Here is a 22406-nt window from a genome sequence, read left to right on the forward strand (position 1 = left end):
ATGGATCAATCTAAAGAAGAAAGAGTCCATGGAGTATTTGAAAAAATATACAAAAACTATGATCAAATGAATTCAGTTATAAGCTTTCAGCGTCATATTGCATGGAGAAAAGAAACCATGAAGCGAATGCAAGTTAAACCAGGTCAAAAGGCATTAGATGTTTGTTGTGGTACAGCTGATTGGAGTATTGCACTTGCAAATGAGGTTGGTCCTAACGGACAGGTGATAGGGCTAGATTTCAGTCAAAATATGCTTCAAATCGGACAGCAAAAGGTTACGCAGCTTGGCTTATCAAATGTAGAACTTATTCATGGAAATGCAATGAAACTACCTTTTGAAGATCAATCCTTTGACTTCGTGACAATTGGTTTCGGATTAAGAAATGTACCAGACTACATGCAGGTATTAAAAGAAATGAATCGAGTTTTGAAACCAGGCGGCAAGGCTGTATGTTTGGAAACCTCACAACCAACAGCACCTCTATTTAAACAAGGATATTATTTATATTTTCGCTTTATTATGCCTTTATTTGGTAAGTTGTTTGCAAAAAGTTATCAAGAATATTCATGGTTACAAGAATCGGCTCGTGATTTTCCTGGAATGAAGGAACTTGCTGATATGTTTAAAGAGGCAGGGTTTGAAAGAATTCAAGTAAAACCATTTACTGGTGGAGTGGCAGCAATGCATTTAGGAATAAAACCTAATACGAAATAATCAATTATATAGATTACCACTGCATGGTTTGAGTGCTTACATAAAAGCAAACTCCATTAATTCTGAATGTTTATTCCTTCCTCGATAAAGTTAATTAAGATACAGATCGCAAAGTTAGAAATAGTAATAATATGTTCGACAATAAGATGTATTAAGGTGAATAGTATGAAATTTAAAGCATTGTATTCCTTTTTGAATACTGACCTCTCAATAATTGAACAAGAATTAGAAAAGACAGCTATTTCAGAGCACCCTTTGTTAAGAGAAGCGAACTTAGAGCTTTTGCAAGCAGGAGGCAAACGAATTCGGCCTGTTTTTGTTTTACTATCAGCCATGTTTGGAAACTATGATATAAATAGAGTGAAATATGTTGCAGTTGCACTTGAAACCATTCATATGGCATCACTAGTTCATGATGATGTTATTGATGACGCTGAGTTGCGTAGAGGAAAACCTACAGTGAAATCGAAGTGGGATAATCGCATTGCAATGTATACGGGAGACTATTTATTAGCAAGATCATTAGAGGTCATGACAAATATTGATGATTCTCTGGCACATCAAATCTTATCCAAGACGATTGTAGAGGTTTGCTTAGGTGAAATTGAGCAAATTAAAGACAAATATCGTCTTGATCAATCTATTCGTACATATTTAAAGCGAATTAAAAGAAAGACTGCTTTATTAATAGCTGTAAGTTGTCAATTAGGAGCCATTTCAACAGGGGCTTCAGAAGAAATACATAAAAAGCTTTATTGGTTTGGTTATTATGTTGGAATGTCATTTCAAATTACCGATGATATTCTCGATTTTACTTCAACTGAAGAAGAACTCGGAAAGCCAGTTGGAAGTGATCTTCTGCAAGGGAATATAACACTCCCAGTTTTGTTTGCATTGGAAAATCCGATGATAAGAGCAGAAGTAGAAAAAATAACAAATGAAACATCACCAAATGAAATTCAACCACTATTAAAAAAGATTTTAGAATCTGATGTAATCGAAAGATCTGCGAAAGTAAGTGATCAATACCTTCAAAAAGCATTTGAAATAGTAGAGACTTTACCAAAAAATCGCTCGAGAACTTCCTTGATTAGTATCGCAAAGTATATTGGAAAAAGAAAATTTTAATTATTAGACTTTTTCTCCATCCCATTATTGCATATTGCTCCTTATGCATGGTATTATTTTCTTGGGGTCATGAAAGCCTATACATAAACTTCAATGGGGTGGAGAATATAATATGGAAAAAACATTCTTAATGGTAAAACCTGATGGCGTGCAACGACAGCTTATTGGGGAAATAGTTGGTAGATTCGAAAGAAAGGGCTTACAACTAATTGGAGCTAAACTTATGACGATTCCTGTTTCTCTCGCTGAGCAACATTATGGAGAGCATAAAGGTAAACCTTTTTATGATGATCTGGTCAGCTTTATTACATCAGGCCCAGTATTTGCTATGGTATGGCAAGGAGAAAATGTAGTTGAGCTCACTCGTAAGATGATGGGAAAAACAAATCCAAAAGATGCTGAGCCAGGAACAATCAGAGGTGATTACAGCATGTTTGTTAGTAAAAATATTATTCACGGATCAGATTCACCTGAAAGTGCAAACCGTGAAGTTGCGCTGTTTTTTAACGAAAATGAGCTTGTTGAATATGATAAATTAATTAATAGTTGGATTTACTAGGAGCTAGCATTTGCTAGCTTCTTGTTTTTTAGATAAAAATTGTATAAGACCTTTAGTTATTGTTTATACAATCAAAATTTATATTCAGAGAAGGTAATATAACTGAGATTTTCCCCATTGTAGGGCGTTAAGCCATGTTTTTTAAAAAAATTGCGCAAATTCTCACAAATTTAAGATATACTATAAATTATTCATAAAAAGATGAAGAGAATTTTTTAATCGCTTTGGTTAAGTATTAGGAGAGTAAATGATGGTTGATAAGGATTATGAGCAATTTATCACAAAAGTAAAGCACAAAACTGGTATTGATTTATCCCTTTACAAAGAAGCTCAAATGAAGAGAAGGTTAATATCTTTATATGAGAAGAGAGGCTTTTCTAGCTTTAGTGATTTTTACAACGGTCTTAGTAAAGATAATGACTTATATTATGAATTATTAGATCGGATTACGATAAATGTTTCTGAATTTTACCGTAATTATAAAAGATGGCAAGTGCTAGAAGAAAAAATTCTTCCTAGCCTCCTAGAAAATAATAATCAGTTAAAGATATGGAGTGCTGCATGTTCGACAGGTGAAGAGCCATATACAATTGCCATGATCCTTTCGAAACTTGTAGATCTCTCAAAAGTAAAAATTATTGCAACAGATATCGATGAAAATGTTATTGCTAGAGCCAAGCTAGGGAATTATCCTGAACGGTCACTAAATGAAGTTCCTAATGATATGAAAAAGAAATATTTTAAACAAGTGGGGACGAATTATCAGGTTAGTGATCAAATTATTAATGCAGTTCAATTCAAGAAACAGAATTTGCTAGCAGATCCATTTGAATCTCAATTTGATTTAATAGTGTGTCGAAATGTCCTTATTTATTTTACGGAAGAAGCGAAAGAGATTCTGTACAAAAAATTCAGTGGTGCATTAAAAAAACAAGGGATATTCTTTGTTGGAAGTACTGAACAAATTTTTAATGCAGAGCGTTATCAACTCACTTCTGTTGATACGTTTTTTTATCAAAAGAGCTAAAATCAGCTATTTTTTTTATACTAGTTATGGTATATTTGTACTTAAAAGCGTTAGTGCGTTGAAGGGAGAGAGAATTATGAGATATTTAACTGCTGGAGAATCTCACGGACCTCAATTAACTGCAATTGTTGAAGGTGTTCCGTCCGGTTTAAATTTAACTGCAGAAGATATAAATAGAGATTTAGCTAGAAGACAAAAGGGCTATGGTCGTGGCCGTAGAATGCAAATTGAAAAGGATCAAGTTCAATTATTGGGTGGGGTAAGACATGGTAAAGCCTTAGGGTCTCCAATCTCTTTAGTTGTAGAAAACAGAGACTGGAAGCATTGGACAAAAATAATGGGTGCAGAGCCAATTACTCCTGAGGAAGAACAAGAAGTAAAACGTCAAATTACACGTCCACGTCCTGGTCATGCTGACTTAGTTGGTGCGATGAAGTATGGTCATCGAGATATGAGAAATGTATTAGAACGTTCTTCAGCACGTGAGACAACAGTTCGTGTAGCTGTTGGTGCTTTAGCAAAGCAAATTTTAGCAGAGTTAGATATAAAAGTTGTTGGACATGTTTTAGAAATTGGCGGTGTAAGGGCTGAAAATACTGAATACCGTGATATTGATGATCTTTTAGCAGTAACAGAAGAATCACAAGTAAGATGCTATGATCGTCAGGCTGAAACTAAAATGATGGAAGCAATTGATCAAGCGAAGGAAAATGGCGATTCAATCGGAGGAATTGTTGAAGTTGTCGTTGAAGGACTACCAGCGGGAATTGGCAGCTATGTACATTATGATCGCAAGTTAGATAGTAAGATTGCAGGTGCTATTGTCAGCATTAATGCCTTTAAAGGTGTGGAATTTGGTATCGGCTTTGAAGCGGCTAGAAAATTTGGTAGTCAAGTTCATGATGAGATTGAATGGACTGAAGAAGCTGGATATACTCGTAAAACAAATCGTCTAGGTGGATTCGAAGGTGGCATGACAACAGGTATGCCAATTGTTGTAAGAGGGGTTATGAAACCAATTCCAACACTGTATAAACCATTAAAAAGTGTGGATATTGAAACAAAAGAACCATTTACTGCAAGTATTGAACGTTCTGATAGTTGTGCAGTCCCTGCAGCAAGTGTTGTAGCAGAGTCAGTTGTAGCATGGGAAATTGCAAATGCAATTGTCGAGCAGTTTGGTGCTGATCGTATGGATCTTATAAAAGAAAATATTAAGAAAATGCGCGAATATACGAGGGATTTTTAATGAAGTCGATTTTAATCAATACGACTGAGGAGAGCTACCCGGTAATTGTTGGTAATGAAGCGATAAATGAATTGCCTTCCCTTTTAAGAAGCCTTTCTCCATCAAAGGTTCTTATTGTAACAGACACAAATGTTGACCAATTATATGGTAATATGTTGGTCGATAAAGTTGACAAGGAATGGATGACCTATAAGTATGTAATTAAAAGTGGTGAGGCAGCTAAATCATTTGATATGTTTTACGAACTCCACTCTTATGCCTTAAAACAAGAACTAGATCGTAAATCAGTTATCATCGCCTTCGGAGGTGGAGTAGTTGGTGATTTAACGGGTTTTGTTGCCGCTACATATATGAGAGGAGTACCTTTCATACAAGTGCCAACAACATTATTAGCACATGATAGTGCAGTTGGTGGTAAAGTAGCGATAAACCATCCTGAAGGAAAAAATATGATCGGTGCTTTTTATCAACCAAAAGTAGTTGTTTATGATAGTAACTTTTTACAAAGCCTGCCAACTAATGAACTGAGATCAGGTTTTGCAGAGGTTATTAAGCATTCTCTTATTCGAAGTGAAAGTCTGTATCAGTTCTTATATTCAGAAATTCGCCATTTAGAAGACATAACAACAGATAAATTACAACGCATGATTCTTGAAGGAATCCAAATAAAAGCAGATGTTGTATCAAAGGATGAAAAGGAATTAGGACTTCGAGCAATCTTAAACTTTGGACATACACTTGGACATGCAGTAGAAGCAGAAGCAGGCTATGGAAAGCTTTCACATGGTGATAGTATAGCGATTGGTATGCTATTTGCTACATGGTTAAGTAATAAAACACTTAATGTTACGCTTCCATACTACGAATTGAAATCATGGTTTAAAGCGATTGGTTTTCCAACAGAGGTGCCTTATTCACAAACAACGGATCAATTGATTAATAAAATGAAAAAAGATAAAAAAACTAAGTCGAATCAATTGACAATGATTTTATTAGAAGAAATCGGTGTTACAACATCAGTGCTTTTTTCTGAAGATGAATTATATTCTTTACTTGATGAGTGGAGAGCTGAAGAACGAGGTGAAAAGGTTGATTAGGGGAATTCGAGGAGCAACAACTGTTATTGAAAACAAAGAAGATGTTATTTTAAAAGCTACTGAAGAGTTAATACATGAAATGATTCGTAAAAATGATATACGACCTGAAAATGTTGCACAAGTGATTATGACTGTTACAGAGGATCTAACAGCAACATTTCCTGCAAAAGCTTTAAGAACACTAAGAGGCTGGACATATGTTCCTGTTATGTGCATGAAGGAAATACCAGTACCTAACAGTCTTGGGAAATGTATAAGAATTATGATGACTGTAGAGACAAATGAAAAGCAAGAAAATATCCATCATGTTTATTTGGAAGAAGCAGTTAAGCTAAGACCAGATTTGTCTATTATCTGAGCGTTTGTTAATAGTAGAAGCTAATCGAAGTAATAATTTTACAGCGTGAAAATTCAGAACAATCTTACATTAACCTTGACAATAATTGATGTAATGTAATAACATGATGAAGAAGATTGATTAGTTAATTAGTTGAGTAGAATAGATTAGTATAGTATAGGGTAGCAGAGAATGAGTTAGTTTAGCTGAGGTTTTATTTTTAACGGCACAAGTCTACCCAAAAACCACTGTGTTTTTGGGTTTTTATTTTTTCTTTTAAGTATTTGTATACTTTAAACATACTAAAAGGACATACTTTTTCAAAAGACCTGTCCTTGTATGTAACAGAGAAAATGTGCTTATACAATCTTCAAATAGTTACAACCTCCTAAATCCTCGTTCTCCAAATTTATTGGAGGAGTGAGTCAATTTGAATTTTTCTTCTTTTACTACATTTTGTGAAGATAGTAAGCATTATCGAACAATCCCCATTGTTAAAAAATATATCGTTGATACATTTACACCCATTCAATTATTTCAGCTTTTTCAGGATGAAGCTGTTTACTTATTAGAGAGCAAGGATTCTGAATCTAGTTGGTCTCGTTACTCATTTATAGGTCTAAATCCATTTTTATTTATAGAAGAAAACCATGGAGAATTTTCGATCTTAAATGAACAAAGAAAAACACTTTCTAAGTCTCATTCTTTAACGGAAATATTTGAGAATCTGCAAGAGCATTTGGCCATTAAACTTCCTGAATTGGATATACCTTTTGTAGGAGGAGCGGTAGGTTATATTGGCTATGACACAGTATCGATCTTAGAAAAGGTAGAAAAACATGTAACTGACGATCTTAAGCAGCAAAATTGTATGTTTTTTGTATGTGAAACAGTTATTGCTTTTGATCATCAAGAGAAACAACTCTATTTTATTCATTTTGAACGAGTAAACGGAGAAGAAGTTGAAGATGAAGTACACCTTAAAGCAACTTACCAGCTTGCTGAAGCAAAAATGAACAAATATATAAGTAAGCTGAAGCAAAAAGAACAGCCAGAACATTTACCATTACCAGTTTCAGCTGAATTTGACGTTAATTTTGATGAAATAAAATCAAATTATGAAAAGAGTAAGTTTCTTGAGGATGTTGAGAAAGTAAAGGAATACATTCGTGCAGGAGATATCTTCCAAGGGGTTTTGTCACAAAGATTTGAAATACCGATCTCAACTGATGGTTTTTCATTATATCGTATTTTACGAATTGTTAATCCATCCCCGTATTTGTTTTATATTCGTTTTAATGATACTGAGCTTGTAGGTAGCTCTCCTGAAAGATTAATTTATATTCAAAATAAACATCTTGAAATTCATCCTATTGCTGGAACAAGAAGACGTGGTAAAACAATTGAGGAAGATCTTTATTTTGAAGAAGAATTAAAAAATGATGAAAAAGAAAAAGCAGAACATTATATGTTAGTAGATTTGGCGCGTAATGACCTCGGCCGAGTAGCGGAATATGGTTCAGTAACAACACCGACGTTAATGGAGGTTGGGCGATTTTCACATGTTATGCACCTAATCTCAAAGGTTACAGCAAGAATTAAAAGTGATATTCATCCAATTGATGCACTACTTTCATCATTTCCAGCAGGAACTGTATCTGGTGCTCCAAAAATTCGGGCAATGCAAATCATTCAAGAATTAGAACCTACAGCAAGAGGCAGCTATGCTGGTTGTGTCGCATATGTAGGCTTTGATGGAAATATTGATTCATGTATAACAATACGAACGATAACTGTTAAAAATAATACTGCATATGTGCAAGCTGGAGCTGGAATTGTTGTTGATAGTGTTCCTGAGCTTGAATGGAAGGAAACGTGTAATAAAGCGAGTGCCATGTTAAAAGCAATCCAATTAGCAGAAAAGGTTTTTAATGAGGAGGTAAATGGTGATGAAAGAGCTACTAGCACAATGTATTGAAGGAAATACATTAACTGAGAAACAGGCAGAACAAGTAATGGATTCGATTATGGAAGGTGAGGTAACACCAAGTCAAATTGCTAGCCTTGTTTCGATTATGCGACTTAGAGGCGAAACAGTTGATGAAATCGTTGGTTTTACAAAATCGATGAAGAATCATATGACATCGATACACTATGAAAGCGATGTTGTCGATACGTGTGGCACTGGTGGTGATGGAGCCTCAACCTTTAATATATCAACAGCTGCTGCAATAGTTGTTTCATCATTAAAGGTGAAAGTTGCAAAACATGGAAACCGTGCATTTTCCTCTAAAAGTGGAAGTGCAGATGTCCTTGAAACTCTAGGAATAAATATTCAAACAACACAAGATGAAGCTGTGAAAAGCCTTGATGACAAAAACATGAGCTTTTTATTTGCGCCGATGTTCCATTCATCAATGAAGCATGCTGTTAATCCTCGAAAAGAAATCGGCTTTCGAACTGTTTTTAATCTACTAGGACCATTATCAAATCCGGCTAATGCCAAAAGGCAAGTAATTGGTGTATTTTCAACTGAATATGCTGAAAAAATGGCAAAAGCGTTAAATCGTTTAGGTGCAGAGCATGTATTGCTTGTTACAGGACGTGATGGGTTGGACGAAATCTCTATTTCAGCTGAGACAGATGTCGTTGAGCTTAAAAACGGTGTGATCACTAGATATGTTCTCCATCCAAATGACTTTGGGCTATTAGAAGGTGATATTGAAGATATAAAAGTATCAAATGCGCAAGAAAGTGCGGAACTAATCGAAAGTATTTTTCGAGGAAGAGCACCAAAAAGTGCTGAGGACATTGTGGCAATTAATGCTGCAGCTGCACTATATGTAGCAAACTATGTCCAAACATTTGCAGACGGTGTTATGTTTGCTAAAGAAGCGATTAGGAACGGTTTAGCTTTACAGCAATTAACGGTGTTACGTCATCAGCGGGAGGAAAACTATGCTTGATAAAATAATAGAAACAAAGAAAGAAGAAATAAAAAAACTAATCTTACCTGATGATGAGAGGCTACCACGTCTCTCCTTCTATGATGCATTAAAAGCTCCACATCGTGAACTAGGACTTATTGCAGAAGTCAAAAAGGCATCCCCATCTAAGGGATTAATAAAAGCGGATTTTCACCCTGTTGAAATTGCCCTAGCATATGAAAAGGGTGGAGCAGATTGTTTGTCAGTACTAACAGATACACCATACTTTCAAGGGAAACGAGAGTATTTAACTGATGTAAAGAAGGCTGTAAACCTTCCAATATTAAGAAAGGATTTCATTATCGACCACATTCAGATTGATGAGGCAAATCGTATTGGTGCAGATGCCATTTTATTAATTGGAGAAGCACTTGAGTCTTCGCTATTAAAGGAACTTTATCAATATGCGTTACAGTTAAATTTAGATATACTAGTAGAGGTACATGATCAAGATACACTAGAAAAGGTATTAAAGGTTATAACACCAAAAATTCTAGGGGTTAATAATCGAAACTTAAAAACCTTTGAAACAAATATTGGACAGCTAGAAGAAATGGCATCTTCTATCCCAAGGGATACGTTACTCGTTAGCGAAAGTGGCCTATATACAAGAGATGATTTAAATCTTGTTCAGCAATATGGAGCTAAGGCTGTATTAGTAGGAGAATCGCTTATGAGAAAAGACGATCAAGCAGTGGCAATTAAAGAACTGTTTGGAGAAAGTATCAATGCCTAAACCGTTATTGAAATTTTGTGGAATTCGTTCTCTTGATGATTTGAAAATTGTTTCTAGCTCTCAAGCTGAATACATCGGTCTTATTTTCGCAGAAAGTAAACGGAGAGTAGATCCAAAAATCGTAAAAACATGGCTAAAAGAAGTAGATATTACTGCAAAAAAACTTGTTGCAGTTTTTGTTAATCCTACCGCAAATGAACTCGCTGATGTTTTAACAAATCTTCCTATCGATGTTATACAATTTCATGGAAATGAATCCTATGAGGATATAAAAAAAGTAAAAGAGACTTTTGTGGGCACTGTGTGGAAAGCCCTTCATCATCATTCTAAAACTATTGAAGAGATGCATTCTTTTAAAAATATTGTAGATGGATTTGTTATCGATTCAAGGATGAAAGGTCAATGGGGTGGGACAGGTGTTAGCTTTGATTGGTCTGCAGTCCCTCATTATATAAAGTTCTCTCGCGATACAAGCAAGCTATGTTTTATTGCTGGTGGTGTTAATGAAAGCAATATTGGAAAATTATTAACATATCACCCTCAAGGAATCGATTTATCTAGTGGTATAGAAGTAGATAACAAGAAAAGTAAGGATAAGATCGAACGAATAGAAGAAAGGGTGTTACAGAATGTCAATATATCCAGATAAGAATGGCAGATATGGAGAGTTTGGTGGTCGCTTCGTACCTGAAACATTAATGAGTCCATTAGCAGAAATAGAACAAGCACACAAAGAAGCAATGCAAGACCCAGCATTTTTAGAAGAATATCATCATTTATTGAATGAATACTCTGGCAGACCGACTACTGTTACGCTTGCAGGAAATGTAACAGAAAAACTTGGCGGTGCTAAAATCTACCTAAAAAGAGAAGATTTAAACCATACAGGTGCTCATAAAATTAATAACGCCATCGGACAAGCTTTACTTGCTAAAAGAATGGGTAAAACAAAGATTATTGCTGAAACGGGTGCAGGGCAGCATGGTGTTGCAACAGCGACTGTCGCTGCAAAGTTTGGTATGGAATGCAAAGTGTTCATGGGTGAAGAGGATGTAAGACGTCAACAGTTAAATGTGTTTCGTATGCAGTTACTTGGTGCAGAGGTTATTCCTGTAACAAGTGGAAATAAAACATTGAAAGATGCAACAAATGAGGCAATGCGTTATTGGGTTCAGCATTGTGAGGATCATTTTTATATAATTGGGTCGGTTGTTGGTCCACATCCATACCCTTATATCGTTAGAGAGTTTCAACGTGTTATTGGTGACGAAGCTAAAGAGCAGTTTCAAAAAATTGAGGGCACTCTGCCTACTAAAGTAATGGCTTGTGTTGGTGGTGGAAGTAATGCCATTGGTATGTTTGCTGCATTTTTAAAAGAAAAAGTTGATCTAGTTGCAGTAGAAGCAGCTGGAATGGGTGTTGATACAGACATGCATGCGGCTACAATTACAAAAGGAACAAAAGGTGTTCTTCATGGATCATTAACCTATTTATTACAGGATGAATTTGGTCAAATTACTGAACCATATTCAATTTCTGCGGGGCTTGATTACCCTGGTATAGGACCTGAACATGCCCATTTAGCAAGCACAGGACGAGTGAAGTATGAAAGTGTAACAGACCAAGAAGCTTTAGATGCGCTAGAATTATTGGCAAAGGAAGAAGGAATCTTAGCAGCAATTGAATCTGCACACGCACTTTCTTCTGCTTTTGAACATGCAAAACAAATGGCTAGTCATGAAAGTATTCTTATTTGCTTATCAGGTAGAGGAGATAAGGATGTACACACCTTAATGTCTCATTTCAAGGAGGAAGCAAAACATGAAGACACTATTCAAGCAGCCACTACAAAATAAACTTTTTATACCATTTATTACTGCGGGTGATCCAGATGGTAAAGCAACAATAGATTTAGCAGTTGCATTGCAAGAGGCTGGTGCGTCAGCAATCGAACTAGGGATACCGTATTCTGATCCAGTAGCGGATGGACCCGTTATTCAGAAAGCATCCAGCCGAGCATTAAAGAACGGTATGAATATAGTAAAAGCAATGAAGCTAGTTCCTGAAATGAGGAAAAAAGGAGTAAATATTCCGATTATTCTATTCACGTATTATAATCCTGTGTTACAATTAGAACAGGAATCCTTTTTCGCTTTACTGCGAGAAAATACGATTGATGGTTTGCTTATTCCTGATATCCCTTTTGAAGAAAGCGCGGAACTTCGTCAAAAATGTCAGGAGCATTCAATCTCATTTATATCTCTTGTTGCACCAACATCATCAAGTCGAATTAAAATGATTGCGGAAAATGCAGAAGGATTTGTATATTGTGTTTCTTCCTTAGGAGTAACTGGTGTCAGAAAGAATTTTGACAACTCAATAACCTCTTTCCTAGATGAAGTAAAACAATATAGTAATGTACCTGTCGTCGTTGGTTTTGGCGTATCTTCTAAGGAGCAGGTAGAAGAGTTATCAAGCATTTGCGATGGTGTTGTAGTAGGTAGTGCATTAGTTCGAGAAATTGAACGACTACAAACATCTTTATTAAACAAAACAACTCGCAACAAGGCAATTGACGAATTCAGAGAATTCGCTAAAACCTTTGGCTCTGAAAATGAAAGTAAAGAGTATGTATAAGCACATGCAATTCATTATTTAATTGCTTAATTTTAATGAACACATTAAGATAGTATACAACATTATCAGAGGGAAGTTCCCTCTGATTAAGTTTCACTTATAGTAGGAGAGGTGTTATGCTTTGCAAATTAAAGAGCAGTTACTAAGTTTAAAACCATATCAACCAGGAAAACCAATTGAAGAAGTAAAAAAAGAGTTTAACTTAACAAAAGTAGTCAAACTTGCATCAAATGAAAACCCATATGGTTGCTCAAAAAAAGCAAAACAAGCGATACTAGATGAACTTGATCAGCTAGCTATTTATCCGGACGGCTATAGTGCTCTTCTTCGTACACAAGTAGCTAAGCATGTAGGTGTAAATGAAGATGAATTATTGTTCGGAAATGGGTCTGACGAAGTCGTGCAAATTATTTGCCGTGCACTTTTAAGCCCACAAAAAAATACGGTGATGGCTACTCCAACATTTCCTCAATACAAACATAATGCTGTGATTGAAGGAGCAGAAATTCGGGAAGTTCCGCTTGTTGATGGAGACCATAACCTTGATGAAATGCTCACTAAGATTGATGAAAACACTACAGTGCTATGGGTTTGTACACCAAATAATCCTACTGGTACATATGTAAAAAAACAAGAATTATTAGATTTCTTAAGTAAAGTACCTAAACATGTTCTTGTTGTAGTTGATGAAGCCTATTATGAATATGTTGTGGCAGAGGATTATCCTCAAACTGTCCCACTTTTAAAAGATTATCCGAATTTAATGATCCTTCGAACTTTTTCAAAAGCATACGGACTTGCAGCGTTGCGTGTTGGCTATGGGATTGCAAATGCTGACTTAATCCGAAAAATCGAGCCAGCAAGGGAACCATTCAATACGAGTCGTGTTGCACAGGCTGCGGCAATTGCTGCCTTAGAGGACCCAGCATTTGTTTCTGAATGCAGTGATAAAAATAAACAAGGTTTGCAACAATTTTACCAATTCTGTGAAGATCTAAAATTAGAATTTTACCCATCAGAAGGAAATTTTATCTTAATCGATTTTAAGCGAGATTCAGATGAAGTTTTTAATGCTTTACTAAAAAAAGGGTATATCGTTCGTTCCGGAAATGCATTAGGTTTTCCAACTCATTTGCGTATTACTGTTGGGACGGAAGAACAAAATGCAGAAATTATTGAGATATTAAAAGAATTTGTTCTTGAATAAAGTTTTAGTCCTCTTTTCAAATAGAAGAGAGGACTAAGTTTTAGAAAGCTATTCTTTAATGCAACAACTATTAAACTTATTGATATATATAATTAAATAATGTTCTTTTTTTATAGTTTCTCTTATAGTATAACCCTTACTTTATCTATGAATAGCCTCTTTAGAATGATAGGCAAAAAAGGTGATTTTGATGGTGAAAAACATTTATTTAATAGGACTCGGCTTAATAGGGGGCTCTATTGCTTTATCAATTAAACAAAAAGATCCTTCAATACATATCATTGGGTTTGATATTAATGAAGATCAAGTGATGCTAGCAAAAAAGATCGGTGCTATAGATGAAATCTCTCCAACTCTTTTTCCGAATCTAGCCTTTGTTGATATTATTTTTATTTCTACACCTGTTCAGCAAACAATAAACATTATCGAACAGCTTCAAGCTGTGGAGTTGAAACAGGGTGTAATTATTACAGACGTTGGCAGCACAAAAGTGAAAATAGTAGAATGTGCAACAAAATATCTAAATGGTAGAATTAAATTCATCGGAGGTCATCCGATGGCTGGCTCACATAAGTCGGGAATTTTAGCCGCAAAGCCTCATTTATTTGAGAATGCTTTTTACATATTAACCCCTTCAGAATATGTAACCCCTCATGATCTTTCTGTTCTAACAGAGGTCTTGGATGGAACGAAAGCTAATTTCATAGAGATGTCTCCCGAAGAGCATGATAAGGTGACAGGGGTAATAAGTCATTTTCCTCATATAGTTGCTGCAAGCCTAGTGTATCAAGCAGAAAGCTATGAAGAACAATTTCCTCTTGTTAAAAGACTCGCAGCTGGCGGCTTTCGAGATATAACGCGAATTGCCTCTAGCAACCCTGCAATGTGGAGAGATATTTTACTACACAACAAAGGTCCATTGTTAAATCTGTTTGAAGAATGGATTTCTGAGATGGAACGAGTAAAAAGCTTTGTAGAAAATGAACAAGCTGATCAATTATATACGTATTTTGAGCATGCGAAACAATATCGAGATGGTTTGCCTGAAAAACAAAAAGGGGCAATCCCATCATTCTATGACTTATTTGTGGATGTTCCTGATTACCCAGGTATAATCTCTGAGATAACTGGTTATTTAGCGAAAGAAGAAATAAGTTTAACTAATATACGGATTATTGAAACGCGAGAAGAGATTTATGGGGTATTAAGATTAAGCTTCCAAACTGAACGTGATCGTGAATTAGCAATAGATTGTATTGGCAAATATTCAAATTATGATACATTTATCATATAACAAGTGAACAACAACAAAAAAGAATTCTTATGTATTTAATAGAGGTGGATTTAATGGCAGATTTAAAAAAGTTATCAAAGGTAAGCAGTTTAGCCGGTTCTGTTGAAGTACCAGGTGATAAATCAATCTCACATCGAGCTGTTATGTTTGGGGCTATAGCAGATGGTAAAACAGAAATTTCAAATTTTTTAATGGGTGCTGATTGCTTAAGTACGGTTTCCTGTTTTCGAAAAATGGGTGTAGCAATCGATATTCAGGAAGGTCTTGTTACTGTTGAAGGAAAGGGCTTAGATGGTTTAGAAGAGCCTTCAGAGATCCTAGATGTAGGTAATTCAGGTACCACAACCAGATTAATGATGGGAATATTAGCTGGTACCGATTTCCACTCTTGTATCATTGGTGATGAGTCAATTGCAAAAAGGCCTATGTCTCGTGTAACTAATCCATTAAAGCTGATGGGTGCAACAATTGATGGACGAGAAAACGGACAATATACTCCTTTAGCAATTCGTGGTAACAACCTAAACGGGATAAACTACGAATCACCAGTTGCTAGTGCACAGGTTAAATCAGCAATACTTTTAGCGGGGTTACGGACGAATCAAGAAGAAACAATCGTAACTGAACCACATAAATCGCGAGATCATACTGAACGTATGTTAAGAGCGTTTGGTGTTAAAGTTAAAGAGGATGAGAGGTCAGCTTCAGTTATAGGTGGCCAAAGCCTTAAAGCAACAAATATCTTTGTACCAGGTGACATCTCATCTGCAGCCTTTTTCCTTGTTGCAGGAGCTATTGTCCCTAATAGTGAAATACTCTTAAGAAATGTCGGAATTAACCCAACAAGAACAGGAATTCTCGATGTGTTAAAAATGATGGGTGCCTCAATTGAAATAATCCCGCAAGAAAACCAGACTTTTGAACCAATTGCTGATATTTTAATTAAAACGTCATCTTTAAAAGGAACAACCATTAGTGGTGACTTAATTCCTAAACTAATAGATGAAATTCCAGTTATAGCGTTATTGGCAACTCAAGCTGAAGGTGACACAATCATTAAAGATGCAAGTGAGCTTAAAGTGAAGGAAACAAATCGAATCGATACGGTAGTCGGTGAACTAACAAAAATTGGAGCTAACATTAAGGCGACTGATGATGGCATGGTTATTACAGGTAAATCGAACTTGCTAGGAAATGCAACTGTATCTAGTCATGGAGATCATCGAATTGGGATGATGCTTGCTATAGCTTCATGTATTACCGAACAGCCAATCAACTTACAAGATGCTACAGCAATTGATGTTTCCTATCCAAACTTTTTTGATCATTTATCAGTATTATCAAAATAATATTTTACTTAAAAACTATTGAGATTAGCTATCTATTATTGATTAGTCAATCAAAACCAAGCTTGGTTTTGATTCAATTAATGATAAAAGCTGTCTCTTTTTTGTCGTCTAGAAACTTTTAATATCCTGTACTGTGGTGTGAAAACAATAAGCATAATTTTTCAGATCCCCACATAGCTTGTCTTATAGAGGATGAAAGGTGGGGAGTGTATCATGAGTTATATCATTGACAGAGTAAATCTATTAAAGTCTGATGGTCTAGAGAAAACATCATTATTAATTGTTAAAAATAAAATTGAATTTATGCGTCATACTATGGAAAATATTCGTTTTATGAAAATGGATATGAGCTCGTATTTATTAACCCCAGGATATGTCATGCTGGATTTTTCTCTACATACGTCACTTCATTTCCAAGAATTCAAACAATCTATCATTGAAAAGTATCTAAAAAAAGGATGTACATCACTTCTTACGGTTGTAAATATAGATTATGAACAACAACTAAGTGCAAAAGTAAAACAAAAAAGACACTTAATGATAAATTCTCCGATTGATTATTATATTAGTGTTAAGATTCCATTTAAAGCTTTGAGCCCATCAATTTTAAGAAGATGTAAACAAGAAAATATATCTGTGGTTTTTGTGGAAATTGATAACACTGATAAACTCACCTCAAAATCTTGGGGATGGATAAGGGACGCAATGTTTTCAAATCCAATCACTCTTATTCCATTTTCACGAGATGAAAGCACTGTTATTAGTAAAAAGCAAAAGCTCCTTCAAGTATGGGAGAAAATCATGAAAGAACATCGATTATCTTCCATTCCAACTCCATTAAAAGAAGGAGTACCATTAACAAAAGAAGTATTAATGAGATTAGGTATTTATCCTGAAAAAGGAGATATTCGAGTTGGTGGACAAGTAAATTATAATTTGTACAAACTAAACGAAATAAGGTATACATACTAAAAAAAGCCTATTATCAATTATGATGAACACTTCCCGAACATTACAGCACACCAAGGAAGATTAATTAATGTAAACGGAGAAGTCTCATTTTATCCAGGAATTGGCGAAGAATGTTTTATCACAATTTCAAGTCGTTTCATACCACAATCAGCATCATTTTAATGTATGATAAAGATATGTAAATAACAAAACGAAATAGGGCAAACCTCAAAGTCATCAAACATCAAGTTTTAAATAAACATTTGATATGTCGTTTTAATAATTCAAACAATTGTTTATAAAGAAAGGAATTACTATGTTTAATCAAGTGCTAAACGAAGCAATAAATCTTGTAAATAAGGGTGAAACTGAAGAAGGATTAAATTTATTAGCAAATATACTTCCAACACTTCATGATGAAGAGAAACTCCATTTAGCAGATCAATATTATCAATGGGGTATCATTGATCAAGCACATGAAATAGTTGAAGAACTTCATTTTCTGTATCCTGAAGAAACACAAGTAACTTTATTTTTAGCCGAACTTTTCTTAGATTTGGAGAAAGAGGAAGAAGCGATCAATTTATTAAATACAATTACATCTGACCATGAGGCATATCCACAAGCGTTGCTACTTTTAGCTGATTTATATCAAATGCAAGGTTTAGCTGAGGTCAGTGAACAAAAATTGCAAGAAGCAAAGCAGTTACTACCTGAGGAGCCTGTTATAGACTTTGCACTAGGAGAATTTTATTTTCACCAAGGCCAATATAAGCATGCAATACCTTTTTATAAAGCAATTGTAAAAGATCAGAAGTCTATTTCAGGTGTTTCAATTGAACAAAGGTTAGCTGAGTGTTTAAGCGCAACAGGGGAGTTTGAGGAATCGCTTGATTATTATAAACAAGCCGTAATCGAACAAGAGGATCTTAATACGTTATTTGGTTACGGATTTACTGCTTATCAAGGTGGATTTTATAAAACAGCCATTCAACAATTTACTAGGCTAAAAGAAGCAGATCCGCATTTTTCTTCCCTTTATTTGTATTTGGCGAAGGCGTATGAGAATGAAGGTCTCTTACCAGAAAGTCTTGAAACTGTTCAAGAGGGAATTAAGGTTGATGAATATAATAAAGAACTATACTTATATGGCGGTAAGATTGCCATTAAATCTGGCCATATTCATGATGCTGAAAATTTATTGCGTGAAACGCTTGCCATAGATCCAGGTCATATAGAGGCTGCTATTACTTTAACTCATATTTTCCTTCAAGAAGAGCGATATGATGATGTAATTGATTTAATATCTGAAAGTAAAAGATATGGAGAAGAGGATCCTCAGTTTGAATGGAACTTAGCACGAGCTTATCATCAAAAAGAAGAGTATTCAGAGGCATTAAACCATTATCAACTTGCATATAATTCTTTCAAGGATCAACGAGAATTTCTTCATGAATATGGGTACTTTTTATTAGAAGAAGGTCGTAAGCAAGAAGCTAAGGAAATATTTGAAAAAATATTAATGCAAGATCCTTCAAATGTCGAAATTGGTGAGATATTGCTACAATTAGAAGATGAGTTTTAAGGGAAATAAGGAGGATTTTATTTTGTTTTTGTGGAATTAACCATAGTATGAATTAATTGAACTGCAGAGGAGGGAATTGTATGGTGGCCCCTGTATCTGTCCACGAAAAGAAAGATTTTGTCAGGTGGTTTTTAAACCATTATCAGCTGAAAAGAAGAGAATGTGTGTGGATTTTAAATTATTTAATGAGTCATGATACCTTAATGGAAAAAGTTCATTTTGTTGAGCAAGCTCAGTATTGTCCTAGGGGTATAATCATGTCAACGCATTGTGTTGAAGAAGTTCCTTTTCGCTTTTATAAAGAAAACGTAATGACAACAGATGCAGAAAAATCATTCCATGATATACGTTTAAATAAAGATGAAGAACTTTTTATTCAACTAAATTTTAGATCTGTTTATCAATCGCCACAGTACGCCGCTGTATTAGAATCAAATCCATTTATGCCCGAACACTTACATGGAAATGAGAAGGATCGTGAAGTTGCTGAAAAAGTTCTAGATCATTCCCTTCAAACTTTTCAAAAGGAAAAATTGTTACAATTAATTGATGAAGCTCTTGATCGTCAAGACAAGGAAGGTTTTCAAAGACTTACTCAGCAATTGATAAACTTGAAAATTCATCAAAGCTAAATAAGTGAGAGCGGCCTACATATCTGGTTGCTAAATAAAGTAACACTTTTAAAGTACCTGAAAAATTTCATTAAACTGGAGACTGTTAAAGAAGCTAACAACCTATTCACTAGGTGTGGCTTCTTTTTCTTTTTAAGGACTTTTCCAGTTTCTAAAGACTATCATAGTCTCTTTATATGCTTCAAATTTAACAATTTGTAAGACAAGCTTTATAATAGATCTAGTCGTAAAAATATCGGAAAGGAGTGGAATAAATTGAAGTGGGTTGCAAGTGATGTAGATGTTATTAACCAATCAAAAGAGTACGTAGATACTGCGATAATTCCGTTAATACCTGTTTCTTTAAAGTCAGATTTTAAAGGTACTGTGTCAAAAGGTGAGTTTATTACGTATGTTTCAGATGAACTTGAGAGACAATTAAAAGGAAGAGTTTTCTTATTTCCTTCATTTTCATATTTAAAGAATTCTGAGAAAGTGATTGAAAATGTAATAGAATGGAAAAATGAAATACAACAGGAATTTAAGCATGTTCTTTTTCTTACAAGTGATGAAACTTTAAAAAACAGTAAATGCGAACAGTTAAAGGCCCATCTTATTTGGTTACCATCAGTACCGTTTGAGCATATGGATGAGGGTTTGAAGAGAAAGCTTTTACAGGACCAAGTCGAACAAATTTTGAACATTTTATTACAATCTTGGAATAATTGAAAAAAACCTTTTTATTTCCAAGATTACAAATCAGGATTTTATTGACCTCATGGAAAGATTGATATATCATGAGTATGTCCTAGTTTTATATATCATTTCCGTATGTCCTAAACGGACTTAGCTTAAGATAGAGGGGGGAAAATGATGAGCGAGAAAAAACATCGAGTTTCTAGACGTCAATTCTTAAACTACACGCTTACCGGTGTAGGCGGTTTCATGGCTGCAGGTATGCTTATGCCTATGGTTCGCTTCGCACTTGACCCTGTGCTCCGACCAGCAGAAGAAACAGAGTTAGTACAAGTTGTAAAGGTTGACGAAATTACGGAAGAACCTCAACGCTTTGACTTTAAAATCAAGCAAGTAGATGCTTGGTATGAATCAGAAGAAACAAGATCAGCTTGGGTTTTTAAAGAAGGTGACAAAATTACGGCTTTATCACCAGTTTGTAAGCATTTAGGCTGTACTGTCGGTTGGAATAATGATCCAGCAAACCCGAACCAATTTTTCTGTCCGTGTCACTATGGCCGATATGAAAAGAATGGTACAAATGTTCCGGGAACACCACCAATTGCTCCGCTTGATATTTATAAGCAAGCAGTTAAGGATGGCTATTTATTTTTAGGTGCAGCAAAACCACGTGGGGAGGCGTAATCTATTGTTAAACAAAATTTATGATTGGGTTGACGAACGGTTAGATATTACGCCGATGTGGCGCGATATTGCTGACCATGAAGTTCCTGAACACGTTAACCCTGCACACCATTTTTCTGCCTTTGTTTATTGCTTTGGCGGATTGACATTCTTTGTAACAGTTATTCAAATTCTTTCTGGTATGTTCTTAACAATGTATTATGTACCAGACATTAAAAATGCTTGGGAATCAGTATTCTATTTGCAAAACGAAGTAGCTTTTGGTCAAATTGTCCGTGGTATGCACCACTGGGGAGCTAGTCTTGTAATAGTTATGATGTTCCTACATACATTACGTGTATTTTTCCAAGGTTCATATAAAAAACCTCGTGAATTAAACTGGGTTGTTGGCGTACTTATTTTCTTTATTATGCTAGGTCTTGGTTTAACGGGTTATTTATTACCATGGGATATGAAAGCGTTATTTGCAACAAAGGTTACATTGCAAATTGCTGAATCAGTGCCACTAATTGGACCAACAGTTAAAACATTATTATCTGGGCATCCAGAAATCGTTGGTGCACAAACACTTACACGTTTCTTTGCTATCCATGTATTCTTCTTACCAGCTGCTCTTTTCGGTTTAATGGCAGCTCACTTTATCATGATACGTAAGCAAGGTATTTCTGGTCCACTATAGGATCTAATTGATTAAATAGAAATTCAAAACCGATATAATTAACTTTCTATCGGAAACCACCTTAGTAAGGAGGGGAAATCATGCATCGCGGAAAAGGTATGAAATTTGTAGGTGACTCTCGTATTCCTGCAGAGAGAAAGCCGAATATTCCGAAAGACTATTCGGAATATCCTGGAAAAACAGAAGCATTCTGGCCAAACTTCCTTTTAAAGGAGTGGCTAGTAGGTGCTGTTTTCTTAATTGGTTTTTTATGTTTAACAGTAGCACATCCATCGCCGCTTGAGCGTGTGGCTGACCCTACTGATGCTGGTTACATTCCATTACCAGACTGGTACTTCTTATTCTTATACCAATTGTTGAAATATTCTTATGCATCTGGACCTTATACAGTTATAGGTGCAATTGTTATTCCAGGTCTTGCTTTCGGTGCTTTAATGTTAGCTCCATTTTTAGACCGTGGCCCACATCGTCGTCCCGCAAAGCGTCCTATTGCAGTAGGAATGATGATTCTAGGTGTAGCGGGTACGTTTTACTTAACTTGGGAATCTGTTGCAACTCATGACTGGGAAGCTGCAGCTGAACAAGGTAAGATTAAAGCAGAAGCAGATATTGATAAAGAATCTGAAGGTTATGCAATCTATCAGGAGCAAGGCTGTATTTCTTGTCATGGTGACAATCTTGAAGGTGGAGCTGCAGGTAAGGCTCTAGTTGATAATGGATTAGAACCTGATAAAATTGCGGATATTGCTAAAAATGGTCAAGGTGCTATGCCTGCTGGCGTATTCAAAGGCACAGATGAACAATTAAAAGTACTATCAGAATTTATCTCTGGTGTTACGGCAAAATAAAAGCTGACTATTGTCAGCTTTTTTTGCACGA

General features: G+C 35.3%; 23 protein-coding genes. All 23 read left to right on the forward strand.

Annotation, left to right across the window (positions count from 1 at the left end):
* The 23 genes from WCV66_RS13375 (at window position 1) to WCV66_RS13485 (ending at window position 22375) form a co-directional block, all read left to right on the forward strand.
* Window positions 1-714, forward strand: a complete 714-nt coding sequence (locus tag WCV66_RS13375) for a demethylmenaquinone methyltransferase (RefSeq protein ID WP_066331976.1) — start codon at window positions 1-3, stop codon at window positions 712-714.
* Between the two features lie 165 nt (window positions 715-879).
* Window positions 880-1842 carry a heptaprenyl diphosphate synthase component II gene (gene hepT / locus WCV66_RS13380; RefSeq protein ID WP_338789309.1) on the forward strand — a complete coding sequence of 321 codons (963 nt, stop codon included), beginning with the start codon at window positions 880-882 and terminating at the stop codon, window positions 1840-1842.
* A gap of 112 nt (window positions 1843-1954) precedes the next feature.
* Window positions 1955-2401, forward strand: coding sequence for a nucleoside-diphosphate kinase (gene ndk, locus WCV66_RS13385; protein ID WP_338789310.1), 447 nt, complete (start codon window positions 1955-1957; stop codon window positions 2399-2401).
* Window positions 2402-2651: 250 nt separating this feature from the next.
* Window positions 2652-3428, forward strand: a complete 777-nt coding sequence (locus tag WCV66_RS13390) for a protein-glutamate O-methyltransferase CheR (RefSeq protein WP_338789311.1) — start codon at window positions 2652-2654, stop codon at window positions 3426-3428.
* A 76-nt stretch (window positions 3429-3504) separates the two neighbouring features.
* Window positions 3505-4677, forward strand: a complete 1173-nt coding sequence (gene aroC, locus WCV66_RS13395) for a chorismate synthase (protein ID WP_066331960.1) — start codon at window positions 3505-3507, stop codon at window positions 4675-4677.
* Window positions 4677-5774 (forward strand): 3-dehydroquinate synthase, encoded by a 1098-nt coding sequence (gene aroB / locus WCV66_RS13400; RefSeq protein WP_338789312.1) that lies wholly within the window; start codon window positions 4677-4679, stop codon window positions 5772-5774. The genes aroC and aroB overlap by 1 nt, the downstream gene beginning before the upstream one ends.
* Window positions 5767-6132: a chorismate mutase gene (gene aroH / locus WCV66_RS13405; RefSeq protein WP_066331954.1), complete on the forward strand. Its 366-nt coding sequence runs from the start codon at window positions 5767-5769 to the stop codon at window positions 6130-6132. The genes aroB and aroH overlap by 8 nt, the downstream gene beginning before the upstream one ends.
* 409 nt (window positions 6133-6541) lie before the next feature.
* Entirely contained in the window at window positions 6542-8089 is a 1548-nt protein-coding gene (trpE, locus tag WCV66_RS13410) for an anthranilate synthase component I (RefSeq protein ID WP_338789313.1), read from the forward strand.
* Complete coding sequence (gene trpD, locus WCV66_RS13415; protein WP_066331942.1) at window positions 8058-9077, forward strand: anthranilate phosphoribosyltransferase; 1020 nt, start codon at window positions 8058-8060, stop codon at window positions 9075-9077. The genes trpE and trpD overlap by 32 nt, the downstream gene beginning before the upstream one ends.
* Window positions 9070-9834 (forward strand): indole-3-glycerol phosphate synthase TrpC, encoded by a 765-nt coding sequence (gene trpC, locus WCV66_RS13420; protein WP_066331940.1) that lies wholly within the window; start codon window positions 9070-9072, stop codon window positions 9832-9834. Before trpD ends, trpC begins: the two co-directional genes overlap by 8 nt.
* Window positions 9827-10483, forward strand: a complete 657-nt coding sequence (locus WCV66_RS13425) for a phosphoribosylanthranilate isomerase (RefSeq protein WP_338789314.1) — start codon at window positions 9827-9829, stop codon at window positions 10481-10483. The genes trpC and WCV66_RS13425 overlap by 8 nt, the downstream gene beginning before the upstream one ends.
* The gene (gene trpB, locus WCV66_RS13430; RefSeq protein WP_338789315.1) at window positions 10464-11690 is read left to right on the forward strand and encodes a tryptophan synthase subunit beta; all 1227 of its coding nucleotides are present in this window, start codon (window positions 10464-10466) and stop codon (window positions 11688-11690) included. Before WCV66_RS13425 ends, trpB begins: the two co-directional genes overlap by 20 nt.
* Complete coding sequence (gene trpA / locus WCV66_RS13435) at window positions 11656-12471, forward strand: tryptophan synthase subunit alpha (RefSeq protein ID WP_338789316.1); 816 nt, start codon at window positions 11656-11658, stop codon at window positions 12469-12471. Before trpB ends, trpA begins: the two co-directional genes overlap by 35 nt.
* A 121-nt stretch (window positions 12472-12592) precedes the next feature.
* Window positions 12593-13678: a histidinol-phosphate transaminase gene (gene hisC, locus WCV66_RS13440; protein ID WP_185653520.1), complete on the forward strand. Its 1086-nt coding sequence runs from the start codon at window positions 12593-12595 to the stop codon at window positions 13676-13678.
* A gap of 190 nt (window positions 13679-13868) precedes the next feature.
* Complete coding sequence (locus WCV66_RS13445; protein WP_338789318.1) at window positions 13869-14972, forward strand: prephenate dehydrogenase; 1104 nt, start codon at window positions 13869-13871, stop codon at window positions 14970-14972.
* A gap of 53 nt (window positions 14973-15025) precedes the next feature.
* Entirely contained in the window at window positions 15026-16321 is a 1296-nt protein-coding gene (aroA, locus tag WCV66_RS13450) for a 3-phosphoshikimate 1-carboxyvinyltransferase (RefSeq protein ID WP_338789319.1), read from the forward strand.
* 213 nt (window positions 16322-16534) lie between these two features.
* Complete coding sequence (locus tag WCV66_RS13455) at window positions 16535-17293, forward strand: hypothetical protein (RefSeq protein WP_338789320.1); 759 nt, start codon at window positions 16535-16537, stop codon at window positions 17291-17293.
* 295 nt (window positions 17294-17588) lie between these two features.
* Window positions 17589-18857 (forward strand): tetratricopeptide repeat protein, encoded by a 1269-nt coding sequence (locus WCV66_RS13460; protein WP_066331918.1) that lies wholly within the window; start codon window positions 17589-17591, stop codon window positions 18855-18857.
* Window positions 18858-18937: 80 nt separating this feature from the next.
* Window positions 18938-19489, forward strand: coding sequence for a ReoY family proteolytic degradation factor (locus WCV66_RS13465; RefSeq protein WP_338789321.1), 552 nt, complete (start codon window positions 18938-18940; stop codon window positions 19487-19489).
* 255 nt (window positions 19490-19744) lie between these two features.
* Window positions 19745-20197, forward strand: coding sequence for a YpiF family protein (locus WCV66_RS13470; RefSeq protein WP_066331907.1), 453 nt, complete (start codon window positions 19745-19747; stop codon window positions 20195-20197).
* 144 nt (window positions 20198-20341) lie between these two features.
* Entirely contained in the window at window positions 20342-20848 is a 507-nt protein-coding gene (locus WCV66_RS13475; RefSeq protein WP_338789322.1) for a ubiquinol-cytochrome c reductase iron-sulfur subunit, read from the forward strand.
* Window positions 20849-20852: 4 nt separating this feature from the next.
* The gene (qcrB, locus tag WCV66_RS13480; protein ID WP_066331901.1) at window positions 20853-21527 is read left to right on the forward strand and encodes a menaquinol-cytochrome c reductase cytochrome b subunit; all 675 of its coding nucleotides are present in this window, start codon (window positions 20853-20855) and stop codon (window positions 21525-21527) included.
* A gap of 80 nt (window positions 21528-21607) precedes the next feature.
* Entirely contained in the window at window positions 21608-22375 is a 768-nt protein-coding gene (locus tag WCV66_RS13485; RefSeq protein ID WP_066331899.1) for a menaquinol-cytochrome c reductase cytochrome b/c subunit, read from the forward strand.
* Window positions 22376-22406: the final 31 nt, after the last annotated feature.

Source organism: Metabacillus rhizosphaerae (assembly GCF_037201795.1).
Lineage (GTDB): Bacteria > Bacillota > Bacilli > Bacillales > Bacillaceae > Metabacillus > Metabacillus rhizosphaerae.